Genomic DNA, 23,901 nt, shown 5'->3' on the forward strand with positions numbered 1-23,901 from the left:
CCCCACCCCGGCCCCTTGCCGCCGTACGCGGGTGCGGGGTGTCCGCCCGCAGCGTCCGGCACCGAGACACTGAGCGCTCGTCGGAAACGGCCGGCCGGACCGAGGACGGACACCCCCCACCCCGGCCCCGCCGTGCGAACCGGCCGCAGGCGCGACACCAGCCCACCACGCACCGCAACGGGCCGCCGCAGGCACAAAAGGGGCGCGGGGAACGGCGCGACCAGCCACAACGCACCCGCACAGGAGCCGCAGGCAACGGCGACCAGCCACAACGAACCCGCACAGGAGCCGCAGGCAACGGCGACCAGCCACAACGAACCCGCACAGGCGCCGCAGGCACACGCCCCCTACAGCACCCCCTCCCTACAGCACCCCCTCCAAGGCCAGCAGCCGCGTCTTCCGCTCGAGCCCACCCGCATACCCCGTGAGCGATCCGTCCGCCCCGATCACCCGGTGGCAGGGCCGCAGCACCAGCAACGGATTCGCCCCGATCGCGCCACCGACGGCGCGCACGGCGGCCCGCGGCGCACCGATCCGCGCGGCGATCTCGCCGTACGTCGTGGTCGCCCCGTACGGCAGGGAGTCCAGGGCGTCCCACACCCGCTCCCGGAACGCGGTGCCGTGCGCCCGCAGCGGCAGGTCGAACTCCTTCAGCTCGCCGGCGAAGTACGCGGCGAGCTGCTCGGCCGCCGCGCGGAAGGGGCCGTCGTCGTGCCGCCAGCCGTCCTGGACGGTCCGGCCGCCCTTCTGTTCCGGCACGGACAGCGAGGTCAGCGCGCCGTCCGGGTCGGCGGTGAGCAGCAGCGGCCCGATCTCGCTGTCGAGGCGGGTGAAGTAGGTCTGGGTGGTCATCGGTTCTCCAACTCCCCTGCGACGAGCAGGTGCTGTACGGCGTAGGTGCGCCAGGGGCGCCAGGTGTCGGGCAGGGCCCGGCCGGGCGGGGCGACGTCGGGGTCGCCGAGCGCGCGGGCGCGGATCACGGCGACGGCGGCGGCGTCGATGCCGGGCAGTGCGCGCAGGGCCTGTTCGGCGTCGTCCCGGTCGGCGCCGGGATCGAGCCGCAGACGGCCGTCGGCCAGCGCGGCGGCCAGCGAGCCGAGCGGGCCGCCGGGCTCGGCCTGCGCGAGGACGGCCGGCTCGGGGAAGAGGCGGGTGAGGCTGCCGCAGGGCGCGTCGAGCCGCTTGCCGTAGGCGAGGACGAGGCGCCGGGTCTCGGCCGGTCCGGCCAGGGCGCGCACCGCCACCTCCTCCGGGTCGGCGGCGCCCGGTGCGCGCAGCCCGGGTCGGGCGGCGACGAGCGGGGCGAGCCGCGGGTCGGCGCCGAGCCGCTCGTCGACGGCGTACGGGTCGGCGTCCAGGTCGAACAGGCGGCGCAGCCGCTGGACGGCCGTGGTGAGGTCGCGCGGGTCGGTGAGGTGGAGCCGGGCGTCGAGCCAGCCGCCGGGGTGGGCGGCCGAGGCCCTGGTCTCGGTGCCGGTGCGCTCCGCGACGGCGGCGATCCCGGTGCCGTACGGCAGCCGCAGCGTGCGCCGGTAGGTGCGGGCGCCGGGCCGGCCGCCGACCTCCTCGACGCCGGGCACGGCCTCGCGGGCCAGCAGGTCGAAGACGGGGCCCGCCCGGTACGGCCCCCGGTGGGCGAGCCGCAGCGGGATGCCGGCGCCGGGCATGTCGTCCCGTCGGGCGCCGGGCGCGGCGGCCCGCAGTTCGCTCGGGGTGGAGGCGTAGATCGCCTTGATCGTGTCGTTGAACTGCCGCACGCTGGCGAACCCGGACGCGAACGCGATCTCGGTGATCGGCAGCTCGGTGGTCTGCAGCAGCACGCGCGCGGTGTGCGCCCGCTGCGCCCGGGCCAGCGCGACCGGCCCGGCCCCGAGTTCGGCGGTGAGCTGCCGCTGCACCTGCCGGGCGCTGTAGCCGAGGCGTACGGCGAGCCCGGCGACGCCTTCGCGGTCGACCACGCCGTCGCCGATCAGCCGCATGGCACGGCCGACGACGTCGGCGCGGACGTCGTGGTCGGCCGAGCCGGGCACGGCGTCCGGACGGCACCGCCGGCAGGCCCGGAACCCGGAGCCCTGCGCGGCGGCGGCCGTCGCGAAGAACCGCACGTTGCGACGCTTCGGTGTCACGGCCGGGCAGCTGGGACGGCAGTAGATCCCGGTGGTCTCGACGGCGAAGAAGAACTCGCCGTCGAACCGGGCGTCCCTGCTGCGCACGGCCTCGTACCTGCTGTCCTCGTCCATCACGAGACCCAGTCTCCGCCATCCGGGACCCCCCGACTGGCGGAAATCGGACGTGGAGGTGAGCCGGCTCCCCGGCCCCCGGAGGTGACCTCAGCTGTAGCGTCCCCGCTTGGCCTCCATCGCCGCCTTCCCGGCCGCCCCCCGCCGCTTCCACTCCTTGCGGAGCTCCTGGCGCAGCCGGGCGTCGGTCTTGGCGACGATGTACTGGTTCTCACGCTGGAGCTTGCGGTAGCTCTCCAGCCGCCGCTCCGGCAGCTCGCCCGCCTCGAGGGCGGCCCGTACGGCGCATCCCGGCTCGCTCTCGTGGCCGCAGTCGTGGAACCGGCACTCCTCGGCCAGCTCCTCGATCTCGGCGAAGACCTGGCCGACCCCGGTCCCGGCGTCCCAGAGGCCGACGCCGCGCAGGCCGGGGGTGTCGATGAGGACCCCGCCGCCGGGCAGGGCGAGCAGGTTGCGCGTGGTGGTGGTGTGCCGGCCCTTGCCGTCGATGTCCCGGACGGCCTGGACGTCCATCACGTCCGCGCCGAGCAGCGCGTTGGCGAGGGTGGACTTGCCGGCGCCGGACTGCCCGAGCAGGACGGAGGTCCCGGTGCCGAGGACGGCCGCGAGCACGTCGAGCCCGTCGCCCCGCTCGGCGCTGACGGTCAGCACGGGTACGCCGGGCGCCGCGGTCTCGACGTCCTGGACGAGGTGTCCGAGCGTCGCCGGTTCCGGCACGAGGTCGGCCTTGGTGAGCACCACCACGGGCTGCGCCCCGGACTCCCAGGCGAGGGCGAGGAAGCGTTCGATGCGGCCGAGGTCGAGTTCCACGCCGGCGGAGACGGCGACGACGGCGTGGTCGACGTTGGCGGCGAGGATCTGCCCCTCGGATCGCTTGGAGGAGGTGGACCGCACGAAGGCGGTGCGGCGCGGCAGGTACGCGCGTACGTAACGGGGGGTGCCGCCGGGTTCGACGACGGCCCAGTCGCCGGTGCACAGGACCCGCATCGGGTCGTGCGGGGTGACGAAGGCGGTGTCGGCGCGGACGGTGCCGTCGGCGGTGACGACGTCGCACTGGCCGCGGTCGACGCGGACGACCCGGCCGGGCAGCAGCCCTTCGGCGGTGTACGGCGCGAACGCGTCGGCCCAGTCCTCGTCCCAGCCGTAGGGAGCGAGAGCGGAGAAAGCGGTGAAGGTGGAGAAGGAAGCGGAGCTGGCGCTCAAGGGGTGACCCTTCGCAAGGGGCGGCCCCGGCAGGCGCGCGCGATCGGCGCGGCGGGTTCGGTCAGCCGGTGGCCACGGAGGTGGACGTGATGGATTCCTGGATGCGGGCAGCGCCCGTCGCAACGACAGCCATCGGTCGACACCTCCTCGTCCTCACACCTGCGGTGGCGGTGACCGGGAGGCCACCGCTCGGATGGCTCTCACCTTAGGGAAGGCGGGACACGGGGCGCCACTGTTTTTTTCCTCCGGTCGCGTGCGGGCTCCTCACCGCCGGCCGCGCGCGGCTCCTCCGGTTGCGCGTGGCGCCGTGCGTGGCGACGCTGAGCCGGGCGCACGTGCGGGAGGTGACGTGACCGTGGCAGACGGAACGGGCGCGCCGGGCGGGCCGGGTCGCCGCCGCTTCCTCGGCCTGTGCGCCGGTGCGGGCCTCGGCGCCGCCGCGTGCACGGCGTGGCCGGGCGGGCCCCACTCCGCCGCCCCGCACACCGGCCGGCACCGGCCCGAGGCGGAACAGGACGCTCCGGGCACCGCCGACTGGCGGCTGGGCGCGACGGGACCGCAGGACGCCGTGGCCGGCTACACCGACCGGGTGAGCGTGACACCCGGCGAGGAGTTCGCGCTGCACGTGTCGACGACCGCCCCGTCGTTCCGGGTCGCCGCGTTCCGGGTCGGCTGGTACGGCGGACGGCAGGCCCGGCTGATCTGGGCGTCGGACCGCATACCCGGTCGTGCCCGGCCCGCGCCGCGGCTGCTGCCGAAGACCCGTACCGTGCACGCCGACTGGCCGGCCACCCTCACCGTGCACACCGGGGGCTGGCCGGAGGGGGCGTATCTGCTGCGGCTGGAGTCGGAGAGCGGATACCGGCGTTACGTCCCGCTGGTCGTGCGCTCCGCCGAGGGCGCGGGCCGCACGGTCCTGCTGCACGCCCCGGCCACCTGGCAGGCGTACAACCAGTGGGGCGGCAGCAGCCTGTACGCCGGGCCGCTCGGGGACTACGCGTCCCGCTCCCTCGCGGTGACCTTCGACCGCCCGTACGACGGCAGCGGCGCGGAGAAGTTCCTGGTGTACGAGCGGGCGCTGGTGGTGCTGGCCGAGCGGCTCGGCATTCCCCTGGCGTACACCACCGGCATCGACGTGCACCGCGACCCCTCGGTGCTGCGCGGTGCGCACGCCGTGGTGTGCTTGGGGCACGACGAGTACTGGACGCCGGAGCAGCGCGACCACGTCACCGCCGCCCGGGACGCGGGCACCAACGTCGCGTTCCTCGGCGCCAACACCTGCTTCCGCCGGGTCCGCCTGGAGCCCGGCGCGGCGGCGGACGCACGCACGGTGGTCTGCTACAAGAGCGCCTTCCGCGCCGACCCCTGCTACGGCTCCCGCCCCGCCCAGGTCACCACCGACTTCCGGCTGCCGCCCGCGCCCGACCCCGAGTCGTCGCTGACCGGGGTGCTCTACGAGGGCTTCCCGGCCGACGCGCCCTACGTCGTCCACGCGGCCGACCACTGGCTGTACGACGGCACGGGGGTGCGCCCCGGGGAGGGTTTCCCGCATCTCGTCGGCGTGGAGTACGACCGGGTGCCCGAGGACTCCCCGACTCCGGGTCCTCTGGAGATCATCGCTCATTCGCCGCTGGTGTGCCACGGCCGGGCGAGCCACAGCGACTCGGCGTACTACACGGTGGCGAGCGGGGCGGGGGTGTTCGCGACCGGCACGATGCGCTGGGTGGAGGGCCTGGTGGCGGGCACCGGCGAACTCGGGCACGACCACGGCATGGACGGCCGTACCCGCGCCTTCGTCACGCGCACCACCGAGAACCTGCTGCGCGCGTTCGCCGAGGGGCCGGCCGCCCGCCGCAGGCCGCCGCCGCGCCCCGACACCACCGCGGTGTACGGCGCGTGAGCGCGGCCGGCGGCGGCCGGGTCCGTCAGCTCACCGGGGCCGCGTCCTGCGCCGGGAGGCTGTCCATGAAGGAGGAGACGGAGAAGACGGCGCGGCCGGGGCCGGGCGGGCCGTAACCGGGGGGCGAGGAGAGGCCGAAGTCCTCCATGGTCTGCCGGTAGGCCTGGAGCAGCCGGATGTGGTACTCCAGCGGCGCGCCCTGCGGGTTGGCCTTGCCGAGCGGTGTGGTGGGCTCGGGGCACCAGGTGGTGAAGCGGGGCGTGATGCCGTGCGACATGAAGAAGCGCAGGCCCTCGGTGGTGGAGGCGATGGCCTCGTCGACCGTCTTGAAGCCGAAGGGCTCGGCCATCTCCACGCCCGCGACGAAGTTCGGGATGACGTTGCGCGCGCCGAAGATCTCGGCGGAGTCGAGGATCCGCTTGTGCCACTCGTCACGGCCGACGTACCGCTCCTTGCCGGGGCAGTACATCTTGAACAGGTACTCGTCCCACACCTCGTAGTTGGGGTGGTAGATCTGCACGCCGTAGTCCTTGAACCGCTGCACGTCCGCCTTGGGCAGCGCCTGGGCGACGACCTTGCCGATCCAGCGGCCGGGGAAGCGCTCCTCGATGGCCTTGGCGTAGTGGCCGTAGAAGTCGGCCTCGTCGCGTCCCGAGACGGTCTTGGTGATCGCGCCGCCGGTCAGCGTGTAGGCGGTGGACGCCTTCTGCGTGTCGTAGCGGTCGATGATCTCCAGGGCCTCGAGGACCTCCTCGACGTCCTTCACGCCGGTGTAGGGCCGGCCGGCGGCCTTGTGCTGACGCCAGTTGTGGTTGATGTCGCAGTACTGGCACTCCTCCTTGGCGCCGAAGTACTGGCAGACCCGGAAGACGGTGAGGTAGATCAGGTAGCCCCACTGGATGGTGGGGGCCACCTCCATGACCGACTTCCCGTTGGACAGCTTGTGCCGGTAGTACTCCGGCATCGGCGGCACACCGACGTCGGCGATGCGCTTGCCGTCGAGGTAGAGGCCGAGCATCCCGTCCTCGGCGGCGGCGACCCGGTAGGGCGAGGCGGGGTTGACCCGGACGGAGACGACCGTGCGGCGCAGGTCGTAGGGTCCGCCGGTGAGGATGATCTCCTCCGGCGGCCGGCGCAGCGCGGCCTCACCCAGCTCCGGCAGCGTGCCGTGGTCGAAGGAGAAGATGAAGTACGACTTCGGCTTCACCTCACCGCTCTCGTTGTCGCTCAGCGCCGACGGGTCGAAGGCGACACCGCCGCGCAGCAGGTCCTCCTTGAAAACGGCTTCCCGCGGCACCTGCGGAAACCGCTCCATCAGATCCTCGACCAGCCCGGTACGGCTGCCCATGCGACTCTCCTCCCGGTTCAGGCGTACGACTCCTCACGGTATGCCCTGCCTCCGGCATCAGCCGTGGCGGGTCCCCTCACGCCGCGCGATGTGTGCCGGCACGGGGGTGTCCGGGGGCAGCAGCGGGTCGGGGACGGGGGCGCCCCAGACCTGGGTGAGGGGCAGGGTTCCGGCCCACAGGCCGAGCTCGGCGTCGGGGCCGCCGCCGTCGTCGGGCGCGCCGGTGCGGATCTTGACGGAGGCCTCCTCCAGGGAGACGGCGAGCAGGGTGGTGGCGGCCAGCTCCTTGCGGCTGGGGCGGCGCGCGTAGGACCACTGGCCCGGCGTCGCGTGCTCGGTGAGCCGGCGCAGGCCCTCCAGCTTCTCCTCGGGGTCGGTGACGGTGCGGGCCTCGCCGTGGATCACGGCGCTGCGATAGTTGACGCCATGCTCGAAGACGGACCGGGCGAGGACCAGACCGTCCACGTGGGTGACGGTGACGCACACGGGCGTGGAGCCGGCGAGGCTGCGGCTGGCGACGGAGCCGTGGACGTACAGCCACCGCTCGTCGCGACCGTAGACGGTCGGCACGACGAGGGGCCGTTCGCCGGTCACCACGCCCAGGTGGCAGACGAACCCGGCGTCCAGGATCGCGTCGAGATCCGCCCGGGCCAGACTGCCCTGCTCCCGCAGGCGGCGGTGACGGGTGCGATCGGTCAGCGGCAGGGCGGCGGGGAGTGGCTGTGGCGTCATACGGGAAAACCTACCGAATACGCACTGCCGAAGCGATGCGCACGATGAAATCAGCAGTCTTCTAGTCCATACACAACGGAATCAGTAGATGCGGAGGGGCGCCTCGATGGCCGAGAGCGTGACGAACTGGGCGGGCAACATCACGTACACCGCCAAGGAGCTGCACCGGCCGCGCTCGCTCGACGCGCTGCGCGCGGTCGTGGCGGGCGGCGAGCGGGTGCGGGTGCTGGGCAGCGGGCACTCCTTCAACGCCCTCGCCGACCCCGGCGCCGAGGGCGTCCTGCTCTCGCTCGACGCACTGCCGGCCGAGGTCGACGTCGACACGGCGGCGCGCACCGTGCGGGTGGGCGGCGGCGTGCGCTACGCCGAGCTGGCCCGCCGGGTGCACGCCCACGGGCTGGCCCTGGCGAACATGGCCTCCCTGCCGCACATCTCGGTGGCCGGATCGGTGGCGACCGGCACCCACGGCTCCGGCGTCGGCAACGGGCCGCTCGCCGACGCCGTACGGGAGGTGGAGATCGTCACGGCGGACGGCTCCACCGTCGTCATCGCCCGGGGCGACGAGCGGTTCGGCGGCGCGGTCACCTCGCTGGGCGCGCTCGGTGTCGTCACCGCGCTCACCCTCGACCTGGATCCGGCCTTCGAGGTCGAGCAGCATCTGTACACGGAACTGCCGCTGGAAGGACTGGACTTCGAGACGGTGGCGGCCTCGGCCTACAGCGTCAGTCTGTTCACCGACTGGCGGGCGCCGGGCTTCACCCAGGTCTGGCGCAAGCGGCGCACCGACCAGCCGCTGCCGGACTTCCCGTGGGCCGTGCCCGCCAAGGTGGCGCTGCACCCGGTGCCGGGGATGCCGGCGCGCAACTGCACCGCTCAGTTCGGCGTGCCCGGGCCCTGGCACGAGCGACTGCCGCACTTCCGGGCGGAGTTCACCCCGAGCAGCGGGGCGGAACTGCAGAGCGAGTACCTGCTGCCGCGCGAGCACGCTCTCGGCGCACTGCAAGCGATCGACGGCATCCGGGACACGGTTGCGGCCGTCCTGCAGATCTGCGAGGTGCGCACGGTCGCGGCGGACGCGCAGTGGCTCAGCCCGTCCAGCGGGCGGGACAGTGTGGCGGTGCACTTCACCTGGGTGGCGGACACGCCGGCGGTCCTCGCGGTGCTCGGCCGGCTGGAGGAGGTCCTGGAGCCCTTCGCGCCCCGGCCGCACTGGGGGAAGGTGTTCACCACCCCGGTCCCGGCGCTGCGCGAGAGCTACCCCCGGCTCGCCGACTTCCGCGCGCTCGCGCGGGAGCTGGACCCGGCGGGCACGTTCACCAACGCGTTCGTGAGGGAACTCCTCGCGGAGTGAGCGTGAGGCCCGGGCTCTTCCCCCGGCCCCCGGGACTCTCGCGACCGCTTTCCGACCTCGCCCCGTCCGGAGACCGATCACCTTGCGCACGACCACTGCCGAGTACCTCGAGAACGTCTCCCCCGGCGACGGCTTGCTGCCGCCGCGCACCTGGTACGCCGCCTCGGACGCGGCGCGGCTGTCGCTGAACGGCACGTGGCGGTTCCGGCTGTCGGAAACGGCCGACGCCGAGGACGACGCGTTCGCGGAGCCCGGCTACGACGCCGGTGACTGGACGGACGTCACGGTCCCCGGGCACTGGGTGCTTCAGGGCCACGGCGCGCCCGCCTACACCAACCACGTCTACCCGTTCCCGGTCGACCCGCCCCGCGTTCCCTCCGAGAACCCGACCGGCGACCATCTGCGCGTCTTCGACCTGCCCGCCGACTGGCCGGCCGGCGGCGGCGCCGTGCTGCGCTTCGACGGGGTGGAGTCCTGCGCCCGGGTGTGGCTCAACGGCACGGACCTCGGAACCTTTAAGGGCTCACGGCTGCCGCACGAGTTCGCGGTCGGGCAGCTGCTGCGGCCGAGCGGCAACGTGCTCGCCGTCCGCGTGCACCAGTGGTCGGCGGGCTCCTACCTGGAGGACCAGGACCAGTGGTGGCTGCCGGGCATCTTCCGGGACGTGACCCTGCTGCACCGCCCGCCGGGCTGCGCCGCGGACTTCTTCGTCCACGCCTCCTACGACCATGCCGGCGGCCGGGGCACGCTGCGCGTCGACTCCGACACCGACGGCCGGGTCACGGTGCCGGAACTGGGCGTCGACATCGCCACCGGCGAGTCGGTGACCGTCCCGGTCCAGCCGTGGTCGGCGGAGACACCGCGCCTCTACGACGGGGTGCTGGCGACTGCGGGCGAGCGGGTCGCGCTGCGCATCGGCTTCCGCACGGTGGAGCTGCGCGACGGCCTGATCCGCGTCAACGGGCGACCGGTGCTCTTCAAGGGCGTCAACCGGCACGAGTGGCACCCGGTCAAGGGCCGCGCGCTCGACGTGGCCACGATGCGGGAGGACGTGCTGCTGATGAAGCGGCACAACGTCAACGCGGTGCGCACCTCCCACTATCCGCCCCACCCGGCCTTCCTGGACCTGTGCGACGAGCTGGGGCTGTGGGTGATCGACGAGTGCGACCTGGAGACGCACGGCTTCACCCACCAGAACTGGCGGGGCAACCCCGTCGACGACGACCGCTGGACGCCGGCCCTGCTGGACCGCGCGGCCCGCATGGTCGAACGGGACAAGAACCATCCGTCCGTCGTGCTGTGGTCGCTGGGCAACGAGGCCGGGACCGGACGCGGCCTGACCGCGATGGCCGAGTGGATCCGGGGCCGTGACGCCTCCCGTCTGCTGCACTACGAGGGCGACCGCAGCTGCCGCGACACGGACGTCCACTCGCGGATGTACGCCTCCCACGAGGAGGTCGAGCGGATCGGCCGCGGCCTGGACGGCGGTCCCGGCAAGCGGCGCTCGCTGCCCTTCATCCAGTGCGAGTACGCCCACGCCATGGGCAACGGGCCGGGTGGACTGGCCGACTACCAGCGGCTGTTCGAGCGGTACGAGCGGCTGCAGGGCGGTTTCGTCTGGGAGTGGATCGACCACGGCATCGCCCATCCCGGGCTGGGTTACGCCTACGGCGGTGACTTCGGCGAGGAGCTGCACGACGGCAACTTCGTCTGTGACGGGCTGCTGTTCCCCGACCGGCGGCCCTCACCCGGCCTGGCGGAGTTCAAGAAGGTCGTCGAGCCGGTCGCCGTCGAGGGCGGCCCGGACGGTGCCGGCGTGCGGGTGACGAACAAGCAGGACTTCGCCGACCTGTCCGCGCTGGCCTTCACCTGGTCGTACGAGGTGGACGGGGAGAGCGTCGCGCGGGGCCCGCTCACCGTCCCGGCCCTGGCGCCCGGCGAGTTCGCCGACGTGAGGCTGCCCGAGCCGCCCGGGACGCGGCGCCCCGGCGCCGAGACGCAGTGGACGGTGCGCGCACGGCTGGCGGCGGACATGGCGTGGGCGCCGCGGGGGCACGAGGTGGCCTGGGGGCAGTGGACGGTGTCACGGCGCCCGGTGCCGCACGTCGCCGCGTCGTCCCGCCCGGTGCCGGGCGGCGGCCGGATCAGGCTCGGGCCCGGCGTCTTCGACGCCCGCACGGGCGCACTGCTGACGGTCGGCGAGGTGGCCGTGGAGGGGCTGCGGCTGGACGTGTGGCGGGCGCCGACCGACAACGACAACGGCGCCTCCTGGCAGGACCGGGTCCGCCACGGCCCGCTGTGGCGCACGCTCGGCCTGCACCGCATGCGGCACCGCCTCGACGCGGTGGAGGCGGCGGACGACGCGCTGACCGTGCGCACCCGGGTGGCGCCGGCCGGGCGGGACCTGGGACTGCGCACGGTGTACCGGTGGACGTCGGACGGGGACCGGCTGAAGCTGACGGTGTCCGTGGGCCCGGAGGGCGACTGGACGGTGCCGCTGCCTCGGCTCGGGATCCGCTTCGCCCTGGCGGCGGCCGACGAGGTGCGCTGGTTCGGCGGCGGACCGGGTGAGGCGTACCCGGACACCCGGGAGGCGTCCCTGATCGGGCGGTGGCGGTCGACGGTGGACGCGCTGCAGACGCCGTACGTGCGGCCGCAGGAGAACGGCGCCCGCGCCGACGTGCGGTGGGCGGAGCTGGGCGGGCTGCGCGTCGAGGGCGACCCGGAGTTCTGGCTGACCGCGCGGCGCTGGACGACGGAGCAGCTGGACGCGGCGACCCACCGCACCGGCCTCACGCCGGGCGACAGGGTCTGGGTGAACCTCGACCACGGCCAGCACGGCATCGGTTCCCAGTCCTGCGGCCCGGGCCCGCTCCCGCAGTACGTCCTGCACGCCGGGCCGGCCGAGTTCGCGTTCGTCTTCTCCCCGGCCGCCTGACGCGACCTCGCTGAAGGGTTCCCGCGGTCCCGGCCATGCGCGAACCGGCCCTCGGGGCCTGACCGGCCCGTGTCCTTCCCGCCCACGACCTTCTTGGACTAGGCTGCTACCTAGAGCCCCTAGGAAATGGAAGGTGCCCCATGGCGCGTGCCGGTCTCACGGCCGACCGTCTCGTCGCGGCGGCGGCGGAACTCGCCGACGAGGCGGGGTTCGACAACGTCACGCTGTCCGCGCTGGCGCGGCGCTTCGGGGTGAAGGACGCGAGCCTGTACTCGCACGTCCGCAACCTTCAGGACCTGCGCACCCGCCTCGCCCTGCTGGCCGGCGGCGAGATGATCGACGAGATCGCCGCCGCGGTGGCGGGCCGGGCCGGCAAGGACGCGCTGGCCGCCTTCGCCGGCGCCTACCGCGCGTACGCCCTGGCCCACCCGGGACGCTACGCCGCCACCCAGATCCGCCTCGACCAGGCCCTGGTCACCGACTCCCCCGCCCTGCGCCGCACCGCGGAGATCACCTACGGCATGCTGCGCGCCTACGGCCTGAAGGAGCCCGACCTGACGGACGCCGTGCGCCTGCTGCGCAGCACCTTCCACGGTTACTGCGCCCTGGAGGCGGGCGGTGGCTTCGGCGCCCCCAGGGACGTCCAGCGGTCCTGGGAGCGGGCGATCGAGGCGCTGCACGTGGCCCTGGAGAACTGGCCCCGCGAGGAGGGCACCCATGACTGAGCCGTTCCACGACGTGCACGGCAGCGGCCCGGTGCTGCTGGTCCTGCCGGGCGGCGCCGGGCATCCCATGGGGCTGGACGCGCTGACCGGGCGCCTCGCCGAGCGTTTCACCGTCGTCGTCCTCGACCCGCTGGGCCTCGCCCACGGCCGCCTGGGGCAGCCCGTCGCCGAGCAGCGGGTGGCGGACTGGAGCGAGGCGGCGCACCGCGTCCTGGACTCCGTGCTGCCGGCGGACGGGTCGGCGTGCGTCCTCGGGTTCAGCTCCGGCGCCGTCGCCGCCCTCGACCTGCTCGCCCGGCATCCGAGACGGCTGCGGCACGTCGTCGCGCACGAGCCGCCGTGCGTGGCCGCGCTGCCCGACGGGCGCCTGCGGCACGAAGGCTTCCGGGCGGTGTACGACACCTACCGCCGCGCGGGGCTCACCGCCGCCGGTGCCCGGCTGGCCGCGGAGCTGGACGGACGCCCGGCACCGGAGCGGGCACCGGGCCCGCCGCCGGCTCCGGGCGCGGAGTGGGAGAGTCCGATGGGTGTCTTCCTCGCCCGCGTCCTCGTCCCCTTCTCCGGGTACGTACCTCCCGGGCACCTCCCCGCCGGACGCCTCACCCTCGCCGCCGGCACCGCCTCCCGGGGCCAACTGCCGCACCGGACGGCCGCCTTCCTCGCCGAGCGCCACGGCAGCCGGCTCCTGGAACTGCCGGGCGGCCACCTCGGAGCGGCCGAGCACCCGGAGGCGTTCGCGGACGGCGTCGTGGAAGCGCTCGGCACCGCTCACTGAGGCGTCGCCAGGGCGCGGACCGCGTCGTACGACGGTGCCGTGCCATCGGGCGGCCGCCCGGACCGCACCCGGACCGCCGTCCCCACGGCCGCGCCCAGCGCCTGCCGGTACAGCAGCGAGCCGAGGCTGATGCGGCGTACGCCCAGGTCGGCCAGGTGGGCGACGCCGGGGCCGCCCGGCGTGTAGAGGATGTTCAGGGGCACCGGCAGGTGGCGCACCAGCGCGGAGATCGCCCCGGGCTCGCTCAGCCCGGGCACGAAGACCCCGTCGGCGCCCGCCCGCCGGTAGAGGTCGCAGCGGCGCAGGGTCTCGGCGAGGTCGCCGTCGCCGAGCCAGTACGTGTCGGTGCGGGCGTTGACGAAGAGGCCGGGCACGGCGGCCTTGACCGCGGCGATCTTCTCGGCGTGCAGGGCGGCGGGCCCCGGCCCGTCCTCCAGGTTGACCCCGACGGCTCCCGACGCCCACAGGCGGCGGGCCAGTTCCGCGACGCCGCCGGGGTCGTCGCTGAAGCCGCCCTCGGCGTCCACGGTCAGCAGGAAGGGGCCCGGGCCGAGGACGAGCGCCAGCCGCAGGGTCTCCTCGCGGATCGCCGCCGCCGCGTCGGGCCTGCCCGCGGCCGCGGCGACTCCCAGACTGGTCGTGCCGATCGCCCGGAACCCCTCCCCGGCGAGGGCGTGGGCACTGGCGTGGTCCCAGGCGCAGGGCAGCAGCAACGGCTCGCCCGTGCGGTGCAGCGCGGCGAAGGCGGTCACCCGAGATCACCCACCGCGTCCGCGTAGTACGCCGACTCGGCCACGTGCAGGGCGAGTTCGCGGAAGCTCCAGCCGTCGCCGGGCGAGTGGTCGAGCCGGTCGTCGGTGAGCGCGTCCAGCCGCACGGCCCACAGGCGGGCGAGCCGGGTGAGCCGGCTGCGGGCCTCGTCCAGGTCCTCGCGGGTGAACGGGGCGAGGTCGGCCGGCGTGGTGACGGCGGAGGCGTGCCAGTGGTCGGGCAGCGGCTGCTCACCGGCCGACCTGGCCTCCAACTCGGCGAGGTGGTCGATCAGATGGTCGGCGACCCGGCGGATCGCCTTGTGCGGGGTGTACACCCGGCCGTCGGCCCGCGCGGGCGTGCCGTCCCAGGCGGTCCAGCCGGCGGCGAGCGCGAGCACGTGGTCGACCATGCCGGTGACGGCCTGGGCGGGGGCGCTGGGGGTGTGGTCGGTGCGTCGGTCCATACCGGCACGCTAGGCGCGCAACGCTTCGGCACCGGCCGAAGCGTCCCCGCGCACCCGCGTGGGCGGGCCGCTCAGCCGCCCGCCGCGCGCTCCGCGGCACTGCGCTCCACGCAGAACTCGTTGCCCTCTGGGTCGGCGAGGACGGCCCAGCCGGTGCCGTCCGGGTTGCGGCGGTCGGCGACGGGGGTGGCGCCGAGGGCGAGCAGCCGCTCGACCTCCTCGTCGCGTGTGCGGTCCTGCGGCTGGAGGTCGAAGTGCAGCCGGTTCTTGAGCGTCTTCGCTTCCGGCACGGTGACGAACAGCAGGCCGGCGCCCTCGATGAGCACCTCCGGGTCCCCCGGCTCGTCGTCCTCGTGCACGGGCAGACCCAGCACCTCGGACCAGAAGAGGGCGAGCCGGTAGGCGTCGGTGGAATCGATCGTGGTGTGGTGGATGGCAGAGGTCACGGCGCGATTGTCGGGGAGGGCGAGGCGCTCCGACAACGGAAATACCCGTGCCGCGGGGCGGGTTCCGACCGGGGTCCGACCGGGGCGACAACCACTCCCTCGCCCGCGGCCGCCCCGGCGAGCGCCCGGCGCACGGACCCGGCCGGTGCGACGCGCTGCGGACCGGCGTCGTCGGCGGTTCGGGGACGACGCGGTTCCTCGGCGCGGGCGTTCCGGTCGACGGGATCGGTCCGCCGACCCGAGGGCCGCGCGCGGTGTCGCGCGAGGAGGGCGGCGGGTTAGCGTCGGGGCATGAGCAGCGACGCCCCTCATCTTCTCGCCGACACCCCTCCGCCTCTCGCCGATGCCCTCGCCGCCGGGGCGGTGGTCCTCGACGGCGGGATGTCCAACCAGCTGGAGGCCGCCGGGCACGATCTGAGCGACGAGCTGTGGTCGGCGCGGCTGCTCGCGGAGCGGCCGGAGGCGATCACCGAGGCACACCTCGCCTACTTCGAGGCGGGTGCCGACGTGTCGATCACGGCGAGCTACCAGGCCACGTTCGAGGGCTTCGCGGGGCGCGGGATCGGCCGGGCGGAGGCGGCCCGCCTGATCGGACTGAGCGTGGAACTGGCCCGCCGGGCGCGGGCGCGGGCCCGTGGCACGGGGGTGACGCGGCCGCTGTGGGTGGCCGCGTCCGTCGGCCCGTACGGGGCGATGCTCGCCGACGGCTCCGAGTACCGGGGGCGTTACGGGCTGACGGTGGCGGAGCTGGAGCGTTTCCACCGCCCCCGGCTGGAGGCGCTGGCCGCGGCCGGGCCCGACGTGTTCGCGCTGGAGACGGTCCCCGACACCGACGAGGCGGCGGCGCTGCTGCGGGCGGTGCGGGGGCTCGGGGTGCCGGCGTGGCTGTCGTACACGGTCGACGGGGACCGCACCCGGGCCGGGCAGCCGCTGGAGGACGCCTTCGCGCTCGCCGCCGGGGCGGAGGAGGTGATCGCGGTCGGCGTCAACTGCTGTGCGCCGCAGGACGTGGCCGCCGCCGTCGCCACCGCGGCGCGGGTCACCGGCAAGCCGGTCGTGGTCTACCCCAACAGCGGGGAGCGGTGGGACGCCGAGGCGCGCGCCTGGGACGGCCGCTCCACCTTCGCGCCCGAGCTGGTGCGGGGCTGGCAGGAGGCGGGGGCCCGCCTGATCGGCGGCTGCTGCCGGGTGGGTCCGGAGGCGATCGGGGCGATCGCCGGCACGCTCGCGCGGTGACGGGCGGCGGCCGGGAGGCTCGCCCGCCCGCGCGAGGGCCGTCTCAGCGGCGCCGCAGGGCCGACGCGCGGCGCAGACGGCGGACGGCGGAGCGGAGTTCCACGGTCCGGGTGGCCGCCGGGCCGGCCGCAGGGGGTGTCCCGGCGACGGCCGCGGCCGCCTGCGCGGCGGCGTCCAGGCGCCACAGCCCGAGTTCCCGGTCGCGCGGCCCGCGGGCGGTGTACGGGTCGCGCAGGACGTCCGGACGGCCCTCCTCGCGCGCCTGCGCCAGGTCGCCGAAGATCCGCACCGGATGCGAGAGGTCCCACGGCTCCCAGCCGGGGTCACCGTCGGCGACGAAGCGCACCCAGGCGCGGTGCATCTGGTCGGCCAGCTCCTGCGGCCCGCCCTCACCGGCCAGTTTCACCGACTCCGGGACGTCGCCGGTGCTGAAGACGAAGCCCAGTTCCAGGGCGTGGCAGGCGCCGAGGCCGGGCAGCAGCGACGGCCAGGCGAACTCGTAGACGTACGACGAGCCGGGGCGGGCGTCGGCCAGGCGGTGCAGCGGGATGCGCAGCAGGTGGTCGGTGACGAGCTGGCCGACGATCTCCGCCGGACCGGCCTCGGGGTGCAGGGCGCGGTAGCCGCGCACGACCTCGTGGCCGCAGTGGCAGCGGGCCATGGCCCCGGCGAGGGCGACCGGGCCGAGCCGGTCGACGCGTTCGACGAGACCGCCGGGGACCAGCCACAGCCGGTACTCGTCGCGGGTCCAGCCCATGAGCAGCTCGGCGCCGGACGCGGCGTCACCGTCGATCAGGGCCCGCAGCGGGTCGCGGGGCACCAGGTCGCCGTCGACGACGATGCCGAACGACGGGCCGCCCAGCACCGGGCTGCTCAGCCGCCCGACCTCGGCCTGGGTGCGCAGCAGCAGTTCGGGGTCGACGGCGGCGAACGCCTCGGCGGTGGCGGGCACTTTGAGCCGGGCCGCCATCCGGCGCACCATGCGCCGCACCTTGTCCCGGTCGGCGGACTCCGGTGGTCCGCTCTGCAGCACCGCCCGCCGGAACAGGCCCTGGGCCTGCGGGGCGGCGATCAGCGCGCCCATGCTGATGGCCCCGGCGGACTGGCCGGCCAGGGTGACGCGGTCCGGGTCGCCGCCGAACGCCGCGATCGCCGCGCGCACCCAGTGCAGGGCGGCGAGCTGGTCGCGCAGGCCGGGGTTGGCGGGGGCGTCCGGGAACAGGCCGTAGCCCTCCACGCCCAGCCGGTAGTTCACGGACACGAGCACCACGCCGTCGCGGGCGAAGGGGCGGCCGTCGTAGACGGGCACGCCCGAGGAGCCGCGGGTCAGTGCGCCGCCGTGGAACCACACCAGCACCGGCAGCCGGGCCGCGGGGTCCGGATCGGGGGTCCAGACGTTGAGGTTGAGGCAGTCCTCACCCGGCACGACGGGGTCGGACAGGTACTTCTCGAAAGCCTCCGAGTACGGCGGTTTCGGCGGCGTCGGCCCGAAGGCGCCGGCGTCCCGCACCCCGTCCCACGGCTCGGGCGGGGCGGGCGGCCGGAAGCGGCGCGATCCGAAGGGGGGTGCCGCGTACGGGATGCCGCGGAAGACGGCGATGCCGTGCTCGTACCGGCCGCGTATCCGCCCGTGGGGAGTCGCGACCACCGGGTCCGTCCGGTCTGCCGTCATACGCCCACCAGCCCTTCGCCGCGTTCGTGCTCCGGTCTCACCAGAGCACCACAGCCGCGCGCGGTATTCCGGTGCTGGGGGGTGGCATTGGGCTGTTCGGCGTACGCCGCCTTTCGAAAGGGGCGGCCCGCGCGGGTCGGCGGCTGTCGGCGTCTTCACCGTCGCGGGGCCGTCCCCCTAGGATAGCAAGCGCTTTCTGTGCAGGGGTGCCGTGCCGAAGCCTTTCGATACGGCACCGGGTCGCGCAGAACGGACTTCCGATGGCCCTCGGGCGGGCCGGAGAGGTGGTTCCCGATGGTCCGTACGGGGAGTGCGAGCGGGGCGGGCGGGCCGACCCTGGCCGTCGTCGCCCGGGAGACGGGCGTGTCGGTTCCGACGGTGTCCAAGGTGGTCAACGGCCGGCAGGACGTGGCGCCGGAGACCCGTCTCCGGGTCACCGAGGCACTGGACCGGCTCGGTTACGTCCGCAGACCCCGCTTCGACGCCGTACGGCCGCCGCGCCTGGTCGATCTGGTGGTGCACTCGCTGGACGGGTCCCGGTCCGGCGCCGTCCTGCACGGTGTGGAGCGGGCGGCTCACGACGCCGGCCTGGACGTCGTCGTCTCCGCCGAGCAGGCCGGCGGGAACGCGGGCCGTCCGCGGCGCGGCTGGCCCGACCGGCTCGGTGCGCGCGGTACGGCCGGAGTGCTGTTCCACCTGGCGGAGTTGACGGAACCGCAGCAGGCGTGGCTGGAGCGGCGCCGTGTCCCGTTCGTGATGGTCGACCCGGCGGTGGAGCCACGGCCGGGCGTGGTGTCGGTGGGCGCGGCGAACTGGCAGGGCGGGGTGACGGCGACCGAGCATCTGCTGGGGCTCGGCCATCGGCGCATCGCCGTGATCGCCGGGCAGCGGCAGACGACGGCGAGCGGTGCGCGGGTGGCCGGTTACCGCTCGGCGCTGTCGGCGGCGGGGGTGCGCCACCGCCCCGAGTACGTGCGCCATGCCGGTGCCGAGGAGGCGTGCGTGCGCCATGCCGGTGCCGAGGAGGCGTGCGTGCGCCATGCCGGTGCCGAGGAGGCGTGCGTGCGCCATGCCGGTGCCGAGGAGGCGGCGGTTCGGCGCCGGGTGCGGGAACTGCTGGCGTTGCCCGAGCCGCCCACGGCTGTGTTCGTGTGCTCCGACCGGATGGCGCTCGGGGTCTGCGAGGCGCTCACCGAGCGGGGGTTGAGCGTGCCGGACGACGTCAGCGTCGTCGGCTTCGACGACGCCCCCGAGGCCCGCTGGAGCGCCCCGGCGCTGACGACGGTGCGGCAGCCGCTGGCGGAGATGGCGGCGACGGCGCTCGGCCTGCTGGTACGGATGATGGACGGCGACCGCCCGGACTGCACCCGCACGGAACTGTCGACGCGGCTGATACGGCGCGCGAGCACGGCGCCCCCGAAGGACAGCTGAACGGCCCGGCGCCGGTGTTGGGCCCGGCCGGGGGCGGGGGGCGGCCGGGGGCGGGGGGGCGGCCGGGGGCGGGGGGCGGCCCAAGGTCGCGTGAGCGTCGACGGACCGCGGGGCGCGCGGCGTCGCGTGTACGACCTCGTCCAAGTGGCGCGGCGTGAAGTACGCGACCGTCGGCCGAGTCGCGCGGCTTTGTGTGGCGCGCCGGGTGTGCCGTGGGCGCGGCCGGATCGCGGGCCGGGCCGGCGCCGGTGGGTTCCGGCGCCGGCCCGGGGGCGTTCCCGATGTTCAGTGCCTGCCGGTCGCCGCGACGAGGGCCTGCATCAGGTCCACGGCGCTGCCGTCGTGGTCACTGCCCGCGGTGCCGCTGCCGGTCTGGAGGTTGGCAGTGCGGTCCACTTCCAGGACGGAGTCCGCCTGGGAGTTGTCGATCACGGTGACGAGGCTGCCGTGCGCCGCCGCGGGGACCGCCGAGGCGCCGAGCAGCGCCACCGCCAGGGCCGCGGCCGTACGCAGCCGCACCGGGACCGGACGGACGCCGGTCACGCCGGGACGCCCTCGGACTCGGCCTGCGCGATGGCCGCCTCCGCCTCGGCGACGGCCTCCTGTTCGGCCGTGGGCGCCGTACGCAGCCGGGCGATGTTGCGCTCCAGCAGCCGGGTGGCCGCCTTGACGCCGACACCGCTCGCGGCGTCGACTTCGGGCAGCCGGCCGTCGGCCTCCTTGAGCCCGGCGAGCGCGGAGTTGATCGCCTCGTGCGCGGCGAACAGACACGGCGTGCTGTAGATGGCGACGTCGACACCCAGGCCGGACAGCTCGCTCAGGGACAGCCGGGGCGACTTGCCGCCGGCGATCTGGTTGAACAGCAGCGGCTTGCCGCCGACCACCTCGCGGATGCGGCGGATCCACTCCACGCTGCGCACCCCGTCGACGAGGACCACGTCGGCGTCGGTGGCGGCGAGCCGCTCGGCGCGGTGCAGGATGTCGTCCTCGTCGGTGGCGTCGGTGCGGGCCACCACGACCAGGTCGCGGCGCGTCTTGAGCACCTGTTCCAGCTTGTCGAGGTACTCGTCCAGCGGCAGCACCTGCTTGCCGTCGGCGTGACCGCAGCGGCGGGGCCGCTTCTGGTCCTCCAGGATGACCCCGGAGGCACCGATGCGCTCGAGGCCCTCGACGACGTGACAGGCGACCTCGGGGTCGACGTAACCGTCGTCGATGTCGACGAGCAGGTGGTGGTGCGGGAAGGCGCCCCGCAGCCGCTGCACGAACGCCACCATGTCGGGCCACGCGATGAAGCCGATGTCCGGCAGGCCGTAGTAGGACGCGGCGAAGCCGAACCCGGAGACGAACATCCCGTCGTAGTGCCGGGCGGCGATCGAGGCGGAGTACATGTCGTACACGCCGATCAGCGGGGTCGTCCCGGGTGCGGCGATCTGCTCGCGCAGCTTGTTCCCGTAAGTCAACGTTCAGCTCCTTGGATGGGGTTGAACTCATTGCGCCCGAAAGGCGGCCGCGGGGACCACGGACGCCCTTTACCAAGACAAAAGGATCTCTATACCGAGCGCCGACCGTCTTGTTGGAAGCGCTTTACTCACCCCAATGGCGGAACCGGTTCACCGGAGAAACGTCACTGGAGGGGCCGCCCGCCGGCCGGTCAGGGGGCCGCGACCGCGGCGCCCCCGGCCCCCGGCGCCGCCTGCGCGGGACGCTCGACCCGGCACACGAGGGCGTCGTTCACGACGTCGGCGACGATTCTGTCGCCGGGGTCGGCCTCGTCGGCCAGCAGCAGCGAGGCGATGCGGTTGTCGAGTTCGGCCTGGATGGTGCGGCGCAGCGGGCGGGCGCCGAACTCCGGCTGGTGCCCGTGCGCGACGAGCAGCTTCTTCGCCGCGTCGGTGACCTCCAGGTCCAGGCCCTGGGCGCGCACCCGGCGCCGGCTGGCGTCCAGCAGCAGCTCCACGATCCGGTCCAGGTCGGCCTCGGTGAGGGCGTGGAAGACGACGATGTCGTCGATCCGGTTGAGGAACTCCGGCAGGAACCGGCCGCGCAGGTCCTCCATCAGCTCGTCCTTGATGGCGCCGACGTCGCCGTGGTGGGCGAGGATGCGCTGGGCGCCGATGTTGGACGTCATCACGACGACGGTGTTGCGGAAGTCGACCGTGCGGCCCTGGGCGTCGGTGAGCCGCCCGTCGTCGAGGACCTGCAGCAGGGTGTTGAACACGTCCGGGTGGGCCTTCTCCACCTCGTCGAACAGCAGCACGCTGTACGGCTGGCGGCGCACCTTCTCGGTGAGCTGGCCGGCCTCCTCGTGGCCGACGTATCCGGGCGGGGCGCCCACGAGCCGGGAGACGGTGTGCTTCTCCTGGAACTCGCTCATGTCGAAGCGCACCAGCCGGTTCTCGTCGCCGAACAGCAACTCGGCGAGCGCCTTGGCCAGTTCGGTCTTGCCGACACCGGTCGGGCCGAGGAAGAGGAAGGAGCCGACGGGCCGGTTCGGGTCGCCCATGCCGGCCCGGTTGCGGCGCACCGCCTGGGCGATCGCGGTGACCGCCTCGTCCTGGCCGACGACCCGGGAGTGCAGGGCGTCCTCCAGTTTCAGCAGGCGCTCCTTCTCGGTCTCCGTCAGCTGGGCCACCGGGATGCCGGTGCGCCGGGAGAGGACCTCGGCGATGTCGGCGGCGGTGACCTCCATGACGCCCTCGCGGCGTTCCACCACGCCGGCGATCTCGCCCTCCACCTCGGCGATGCGGTCCTTGAGTTCGGCGGCCTTCTCGAAGTCCTCGGCGGCGACGGCCTGGTCCTTCTCCCGGTTGAGCTTGGCCAGCCGGTCCTCGCGCTCGACGACCTCGGTGGACTTGCCCAGCGAACGCAGCCGCACCCGCGCCCCGGCCTGGTCGAGCAGGTCGATCGCCTTGTCGGGCAGGAAGCGGTCGGTGACGTACCGGTCGGACAGCTCGGCCGCGGCGACGAGCGCGTCGTCGGTGTAACGGACCTGGTGGTGGGCCTCGTAGGAGTCGCGCAGGCCCTCCAGGATCTGCACGGTCTCCTCGACACTGGGCTCGGGCACCATCACCGGCTGGAAGCGGCGCTCCAGCGCGGCGTCCTTCTCCACGTAGCGCCGGTACTCGTCCAGCGTGGTCGCGCCGACGACGTGCAGCTCGCCGCGGGCGAGGGCGGGCTTGAGGATGTTCCCGGCGTCCATCGAGCCCTCGCCGGTGGCGCCGGCGCCGACGACGGTGTGCAGCTCGTCGATGAACAGGATGGTCGACTCGGCGGCGCCCTTGACCTCGTCGATGACGTTCTTCAGCCGTTCCTCGAACTGCCCCCGGTACTGGGCGCCCGCGATCAGCCCGGTCAGGTCGAGTCCGACGACCCGCTTGTCCTTGAGCGTCTGCGGCACGTCACCGGCGACGATGCGCTGCGCGAGGCCCTCCACGATCGCGGTCTTGCCGACGCCGGGCTCGCCGATGAGGACCGGGTTGTTCTTCGAGCGGCGGGAGAGGATCTCCACGGTCTGCTCGATCTCCTCGGCGCGGCCCACGACCGGGTCGAGCTTGCCGGCCTTGGCCTCCTCGGTCAGGTCGCGGCCGTATTCGTCGAGGGTGGGCGTCGCGCTCGCCGGGCGGGCCTCGGGCCGCTCCGGGCGTGCGGCGGTCTCGGCGGCCCGGCGCAGCCCGTCGAGTTCCATGCCGGAGCCGGTGAGCAGCTTGGCCGCCGCCGAGTCCGGTGAGTCCAGCAGCGCACCGAGGATGTGCTCCGGACCGATGTACGACACGCCGGTCGCCTGGGAGCGGGCGTGGGCGCGCAGCAGCACCCGTTTGGCGGCCGGGGTGAGTCCGGGCTGCGCCGAGGGGGTGCCGCTCTCGCCGGGCAGCACGGCGGCGATCTTCTCGGCCAGGGCGTCCGGGTCGAGACCGGCCTGGGTGAGCAGGCCGCGGGCCGGTTCGACCTGGGTGCAGGCCCACAGCAGGTGCTCGGTGTCCAGGTCGGCGCCGCCGTCCTCGGCGGCCTTGCGCGTCGCGCGGCTGATCAGGTCCTGCGCGGACTCGGTCAGCAGCCGCCCGATCGGCACCCGCTGCACCTGGGGCGGGGAGGCCCCCGGGGACATCCCGAAGAACCGGTTCAGGATCTCCGAGAAGGGGTCCTGGCCGCCGAGAGAGCCGCCGAAGGGGGACATCGTCATGATCGCCGTCCGGAACGTGGAGGGGGCAGGGAAAAGGCGGGCAGGAGCCGCGGCGGGGCGAGGCCCGTCGGCGCACCGCGCACACGGGCCGGGCCGGGGCGGCCGCACTCCAGTGGAACAACAGCGCGGCGACCCCGCAACGCGAGGACCGAGCGGCCTCGGGCCCGCCGCCCCGCGCACCGCGAGGCCCCCGGGTGTCGAGGCACGCCCCGCACCGCGAGGCCCCCGGGTGGCGGGGCCGGCCCCCCGCCACCGCACCGCCGAAGGGTGCCGGGGCTCGCCCCACGCGATGCGAGCGCCGGCCGGTGCGCACCCGGCGTACCGGAGTCGCGCGAGCGCCGGGCGGGGCGCACGTCGGGCTCGGCACGCGGACCTGCCTGCCGGGGCTCGGTGGCCGCGTGTGCGTCGGGAGCATCGGGCCGCGACCCGGAGCGGCCGGGCACACCGGCCCGCGCCCTTCGGCGTCGACCGGCTCACCGCACCGGGCACGGTCACCTGGGCGACCACC

Annotated in this window: 19 protein-coding genes; 7 read left to right on the plus strand and 12 right to left on the minus strand. The window is 74.6% G+C overall.

The annotated features are described in order from the left end of the window. Positions 1-363: 363 nt before the first annotated feature. From AB0E88_RS05795 to rsgA, 3 genes are all read right to left on the minus strand, one after another. Complete coding sequence (locus tag AB0E88_RS05795; protein WP_361624395.1) at positions 364-852, minus strand: methylated-DNA--[protein]-cysteine S-methyltransferase; 489 nt, start codon at positions 850-852, stop codon at positions 364-366. Further along, a complete protein-coding gene (locus tag AB0E88_RS05800; protein WP_361625139.1) occupies positions 849-2,240 on the minus strand; it encodes an AlkA N-terminal domain-containing protein in 1,392 nt (463 codons plus the stop codon). The genes AB0E88_RS05795 and AB0E88_RS05800 overlap by 4 nt, the downstream gene beginning before the upstream one ends. 90 nt (positions 2,241-2,330) lie before the next feature. Then, positions 2,331-3,443 (minus strand): ribosome small subunit-dependent GTPase A, encoded by a 1,113-nt coding sequence (gene rsgA / locus AB0E88_RS05805; RefSeq protein WP_361624398.1) that lies wholly within the window; start codon positions 3,441-3,443, stop codon positions 2,331-2,333. 355 nt (positions 3,444-3,798) lie between these two features. On the opposite strand from rsgA, the gene AB0E88_RS05810 reads away from it, so the two are divergent. Next, complete coding sequence (locus AB0E88_RS05810; protein ID WP_361624401.1) at positions 3,799-5,343, plus strand: N,N-dimethylformamidase beta subunit family domain-containing protein; 1,545 nt, start codon at positions 3,799-3,801, stop codon at positions 5,341-5,343. Between the two features lie 25 nt (positions 5,344-5,368). Here the strand turns inward: AB0E88_RS05810 and AB0E88_RS05815 are convergent, their stop codons facing one another. Together AB0E88_RS05815 and AB0E88_RS05820 are read right to left on the minus strand one after the other, a co-directional pair. Beyond that, positions 5,369-6,691, minus strand: coding sequence for a radical SAM protein (locus AB0E88_RS05815; RefSeq protein ID WP_361624404.1), 1,323 nt, complete (start codon positions 6,689-6,691; stop codon positions 5,369-5,371). Between the two features lie 57 nt (positions 6,692-6,748). After that, positions 6,749-7,423: a pyridoxamine 5'-phosphate oxidase family protein gene (locus tag AB0E88_RS05820; RefSeq protein WP_361624407.1), complete on the minus strand. Its 675-nt coding sequence runs from the start codon at positions 7,421-7,423 to the stop codon at positions 6,749-6,751. Positions 7,424-7,529: 106 nt separating this feature from the next. Between AB0E88_RS05820 and AB0E88_RS05825 the strand changes: the two genes are divergently transcribed. From AB0E88_RS05825 to AB0E88_RS05840, 4 genes are all read left to right on the plus strand, one after another. Further along, entirely contained in the window at positions 7,530-8,774 is a 1,245-nt protein-coding gene (locus AB0E88_RS05825) for an FAD-binding protein (protein WP_361624410.1), read from the plus strand. 76 nt (positions 8,775-8,850) lie between these two features. Further along, positions 8,851-11,712 (plus strand): glycoside hydrolase family 2 TIM barrel-domain containing protein, encoded by a 2,862-nt coding sequence (locus AB0E88_RS05830; RefSeq protein WP_361625142.1) that lies wholly within the window; start codon positions 8,851-8,853, stop codon positions 11,710-11,712. Between the two features lie 140 nt (positions 11,713-11,852). Continuing rightward, a complete protein-coding gene (locus AB0E88_RS05835; RefSeq protein WP_361624413.1) occupies positions 11,853-12,437 on the plus strand; it encodes a TetR-like C-terminal domain-containing protein in 585 nt (194 codons plus the stop codon). After that, positions 12,430-13,212 carry an alpha/beta hydrolase gene (locus AB0E88_RS05840; protein WP_361624416.1) on the plus strand — a complete coding sequence of 261 codons (783 nt, stop codon included), beginning with the start codon at positions 12,430-12,432 and terminating at the stop codon, positions 13,210-13,212. The genes AB0E88_RS05835 and AB0E88_RS05840 overlap by 8 nt, the downstream gene beginning before the upstream one ends. Here the strand turns inward: AB0E88_RS05840 and AB0E88_RS05845 are convergent. The 3 genes from AB0E88_RS05845 to AB0E88_RS05855 form a co-directional block, all read right to left on the minus strand. After that, positions 13,206-13,964 carry an isocitrate lyase/phosphoenolpyruvate mutase family protein gene (locus AB0E88_RS05845; RefSeq protein WP_361624419.1) on the minus strand — a complete coding sequence of 253 codons (759 nt, stop codon included), beginning with the start codon at positions 13,962-13,964 and terminating at the stop codon, positions 13,206-13,208. The two genes, AB0E88_RS05840 and AB0E88_RS05845, sit on opposite strands and share 7 nt — an antisense overlap. Then, positions 13,961-14,428, minus strand: coding sequence for a hypothetical protein (locus AB0E88_RS05850; RefSeq protein WP_361624422.1), 468 nt, complete (start codon positions 14,426-14,428; stop codon positions 13,961-13,963). Before AB0E88_RS05850 ends, AB0E88_RS05845 begins: the two co-directional genes overlap by 4 nt. Before the next feature lie 71 nt (positions 14,429-14,499). Continuing rightward, positions 14,500-14,874, minus strand: coding sequence for a VOC family protein (locus AB0E88_RS05855; RefSeq protein WP_361624425.1), 375 nt, complete (start codon positions 14,872-14,874; stop codon positions 14,500-14,502). 291 nt (positions 14,875-15,165) lie between these two features. On the opposite strand from AB0E88_RS05855, the gene mmuM reads away from it, so the two are divergent. Further along, positions 15,166-16,110 carry a homocysteine S-methyltransferase gene (gene mmuM, locus AB0E88_RS05860; RefSeq protein WP_361624428.1) on the plus strand — a complete coding sequence of 315 codons (945 nt, stop codon included), beginning with the start codon at positions 15,166-15,168 and terminating at the stop codon, positions 16,108-16,110. Positions 16,111-16,153: 43 nt separating this feature from the next. On the opposite strand, the gene AB0E88_RS05865 is transcribed toward mmuM, so the two are convergent. Further along, entirely contained in the window at positions 16,154-17,782 is a 1,629-nt protein-coding gene (locus AB0E88_RS05865) for a carboxylesterase family protein (protein WP_361624431.1), read from the minus strand. Between the two features lie 294 nt (positions 17,783-18,076). Here AB0E88_RS05865 and AB0E88_RS05870 point away from each other — a divergent pair, with 294 nt between their 5' ends. Beyond that, entirely contained in the window at positions 18,077-19,213 is a 1,137-nt protein-coding gene (locus AB0E88_RS05870; protein WP_361624434.1) for a substrate-binding domain-containing protein, read from the plus strand. A 285-nt stretch (positions 19,214-19,498) separates the two neighbouring features. On the opposite strand, the gene AB0E88_RS05875 is transcribed toward AB0E88_RS05870, so the two are convergent. The 3 genes from AB0E88_RS05875 to AB0E88_RS05885 form a co-directional block, all read right to left on the minus strand. Next, the gene (locus AB0E88_RS05875) at positions 19,499-19,756 is read right to left on the minus strand and encodes a hypothetical protein (protein ID WP_361624437.1); all 258 of its coding nucleotides are present in this window, start codon (positions 19,754-19,756) and stop codon (positions 19,499-19,501) included. Continuing rightward, positions 19,753-20,673: an isocitrate lyase/PEP mutase family protein gene (locus AB0E88_RS05880; protein WP_361624440.1), complete on the minus strand. Its 921-nt coding sequence runs from the start codon at positions 20,671-20,673 to the stop codon at positions 19,753-19,755. The genes AB0E88_RS05875 and AB0E88_RS05880 overlap by 4 nt, the downstream gene beginning before the upstream one ends. A gap of 191 nt (positions 20,674-20,864) precedes the next feature. Next, positions 20,865-23,393 (minus strand): AAA family ATPase, encoded by a 2,529-nt coding sequence (locus AB0E88_RS05885; protein ID WP_361624443.1) that lies wholly within the window; start codon positions 23,391-23,393, stop codon positions 20,865-20,867. Positions 23,394-23,901: the final 508 nt, after the last annotated feature.

This window comes from Streptomyces sp. NPDC028635, assembly GCF_040637635.1.
GTDB lineage: Bacteria > Actinomycetota > Actinomycetes > Streptomycetales > Streptomycetaceae > Streptomyces.

Excerpts from the sequence above, each read along its gene's own strand:
- AB0E88_RS05840 (WP_361624416.1), top strand. The coding sequence starts at position 12,430 with ATGACTGAGCCGTTCCACGACGTGCACGGCAGCGGCCCGGTGCTGCTG.
- AB0E88_RS05825 (WP_361624410.1), top strand. The coding sequence starts at position 7,530 with ATGGCCGAGAGCGTGACGAACTGGGCGGGCAACATCACGTACACCGCC.
- AB0E88_RS05865 (WP_361624431.1), bottom strand. The coding sequence starts at position 17,782 with ATGACGGCAGACCGGACGGACCCGGTGGTCGCGACTCCCCACGGGCGG.
- mmuM (WP_361624428.1), top strand. The coding sequence starts at position 15,166 with ATGAGCAGCGACGCCCCTCATCTTCTCGCCGACACCCCTCCGCCTCTC.
- AB0E88_RS05850 (WP_361624422.1), bottom strand. The coding sequence starts at position 14,428 with ATGGACCGACGCACCGACCACACCCCCAGCGCCCCCGCCCAGGCCGTC.
- AB0E88_RS05820 (WP_361624407.1), bottom strand. The coding sequence starts at position 7,423 with ATGACGCCACAGCCACTCCCCGCCGCCCTGCCGCTGACCGATCGCACC.
- AB0E88_RS05835 (WP_361624413.1), top strand. The coding sequence starts at position 11,853 with ATGGCGCGTGCCGGTCTCACGGCCGACCGTCTCGTCGCGGCGGCGGCG.
- AB0E88_RS05815 (WP_361624404.1), bottom strand. The coding sequence starts at position 6,691 with ATGGGCAGCCGTACCGGGCTGGTCGAGGATCTGATGGAGCGGTTTCCG.
- AB0E88_RS05870 (WP_361624434.1), top strand. The coding sequence starts at position 18,077 with ATGGTCCGTACGGGGAGTGCGAGCGGGGCGGGCGGGCCGACCCTGGCC.
- AB0E88_RS05885 (WP_361624443.1), bottom strand. The coding sequence starts at position 23,393 with ATGACGATGTCCCCCTTCGGCGGCTCTCTCGGCGGCCAGGACCCCTTC.
- AB0E88_RS05800 (WP_361625139.1), bottom strand. The coding sequence starts at position 2,240 with ATGGACGAGGACAGCAGGTACGAGGCCGTGCGCAGCAGGGACGCCCGG.
- AB0E88_RS05795 (WP_361624395.1), bottom strand. The coding sequence starts at position 852 with ATGACCACCCAGACCTACTTCACCCGCCTCGACAGCGAGATCGGGCCG.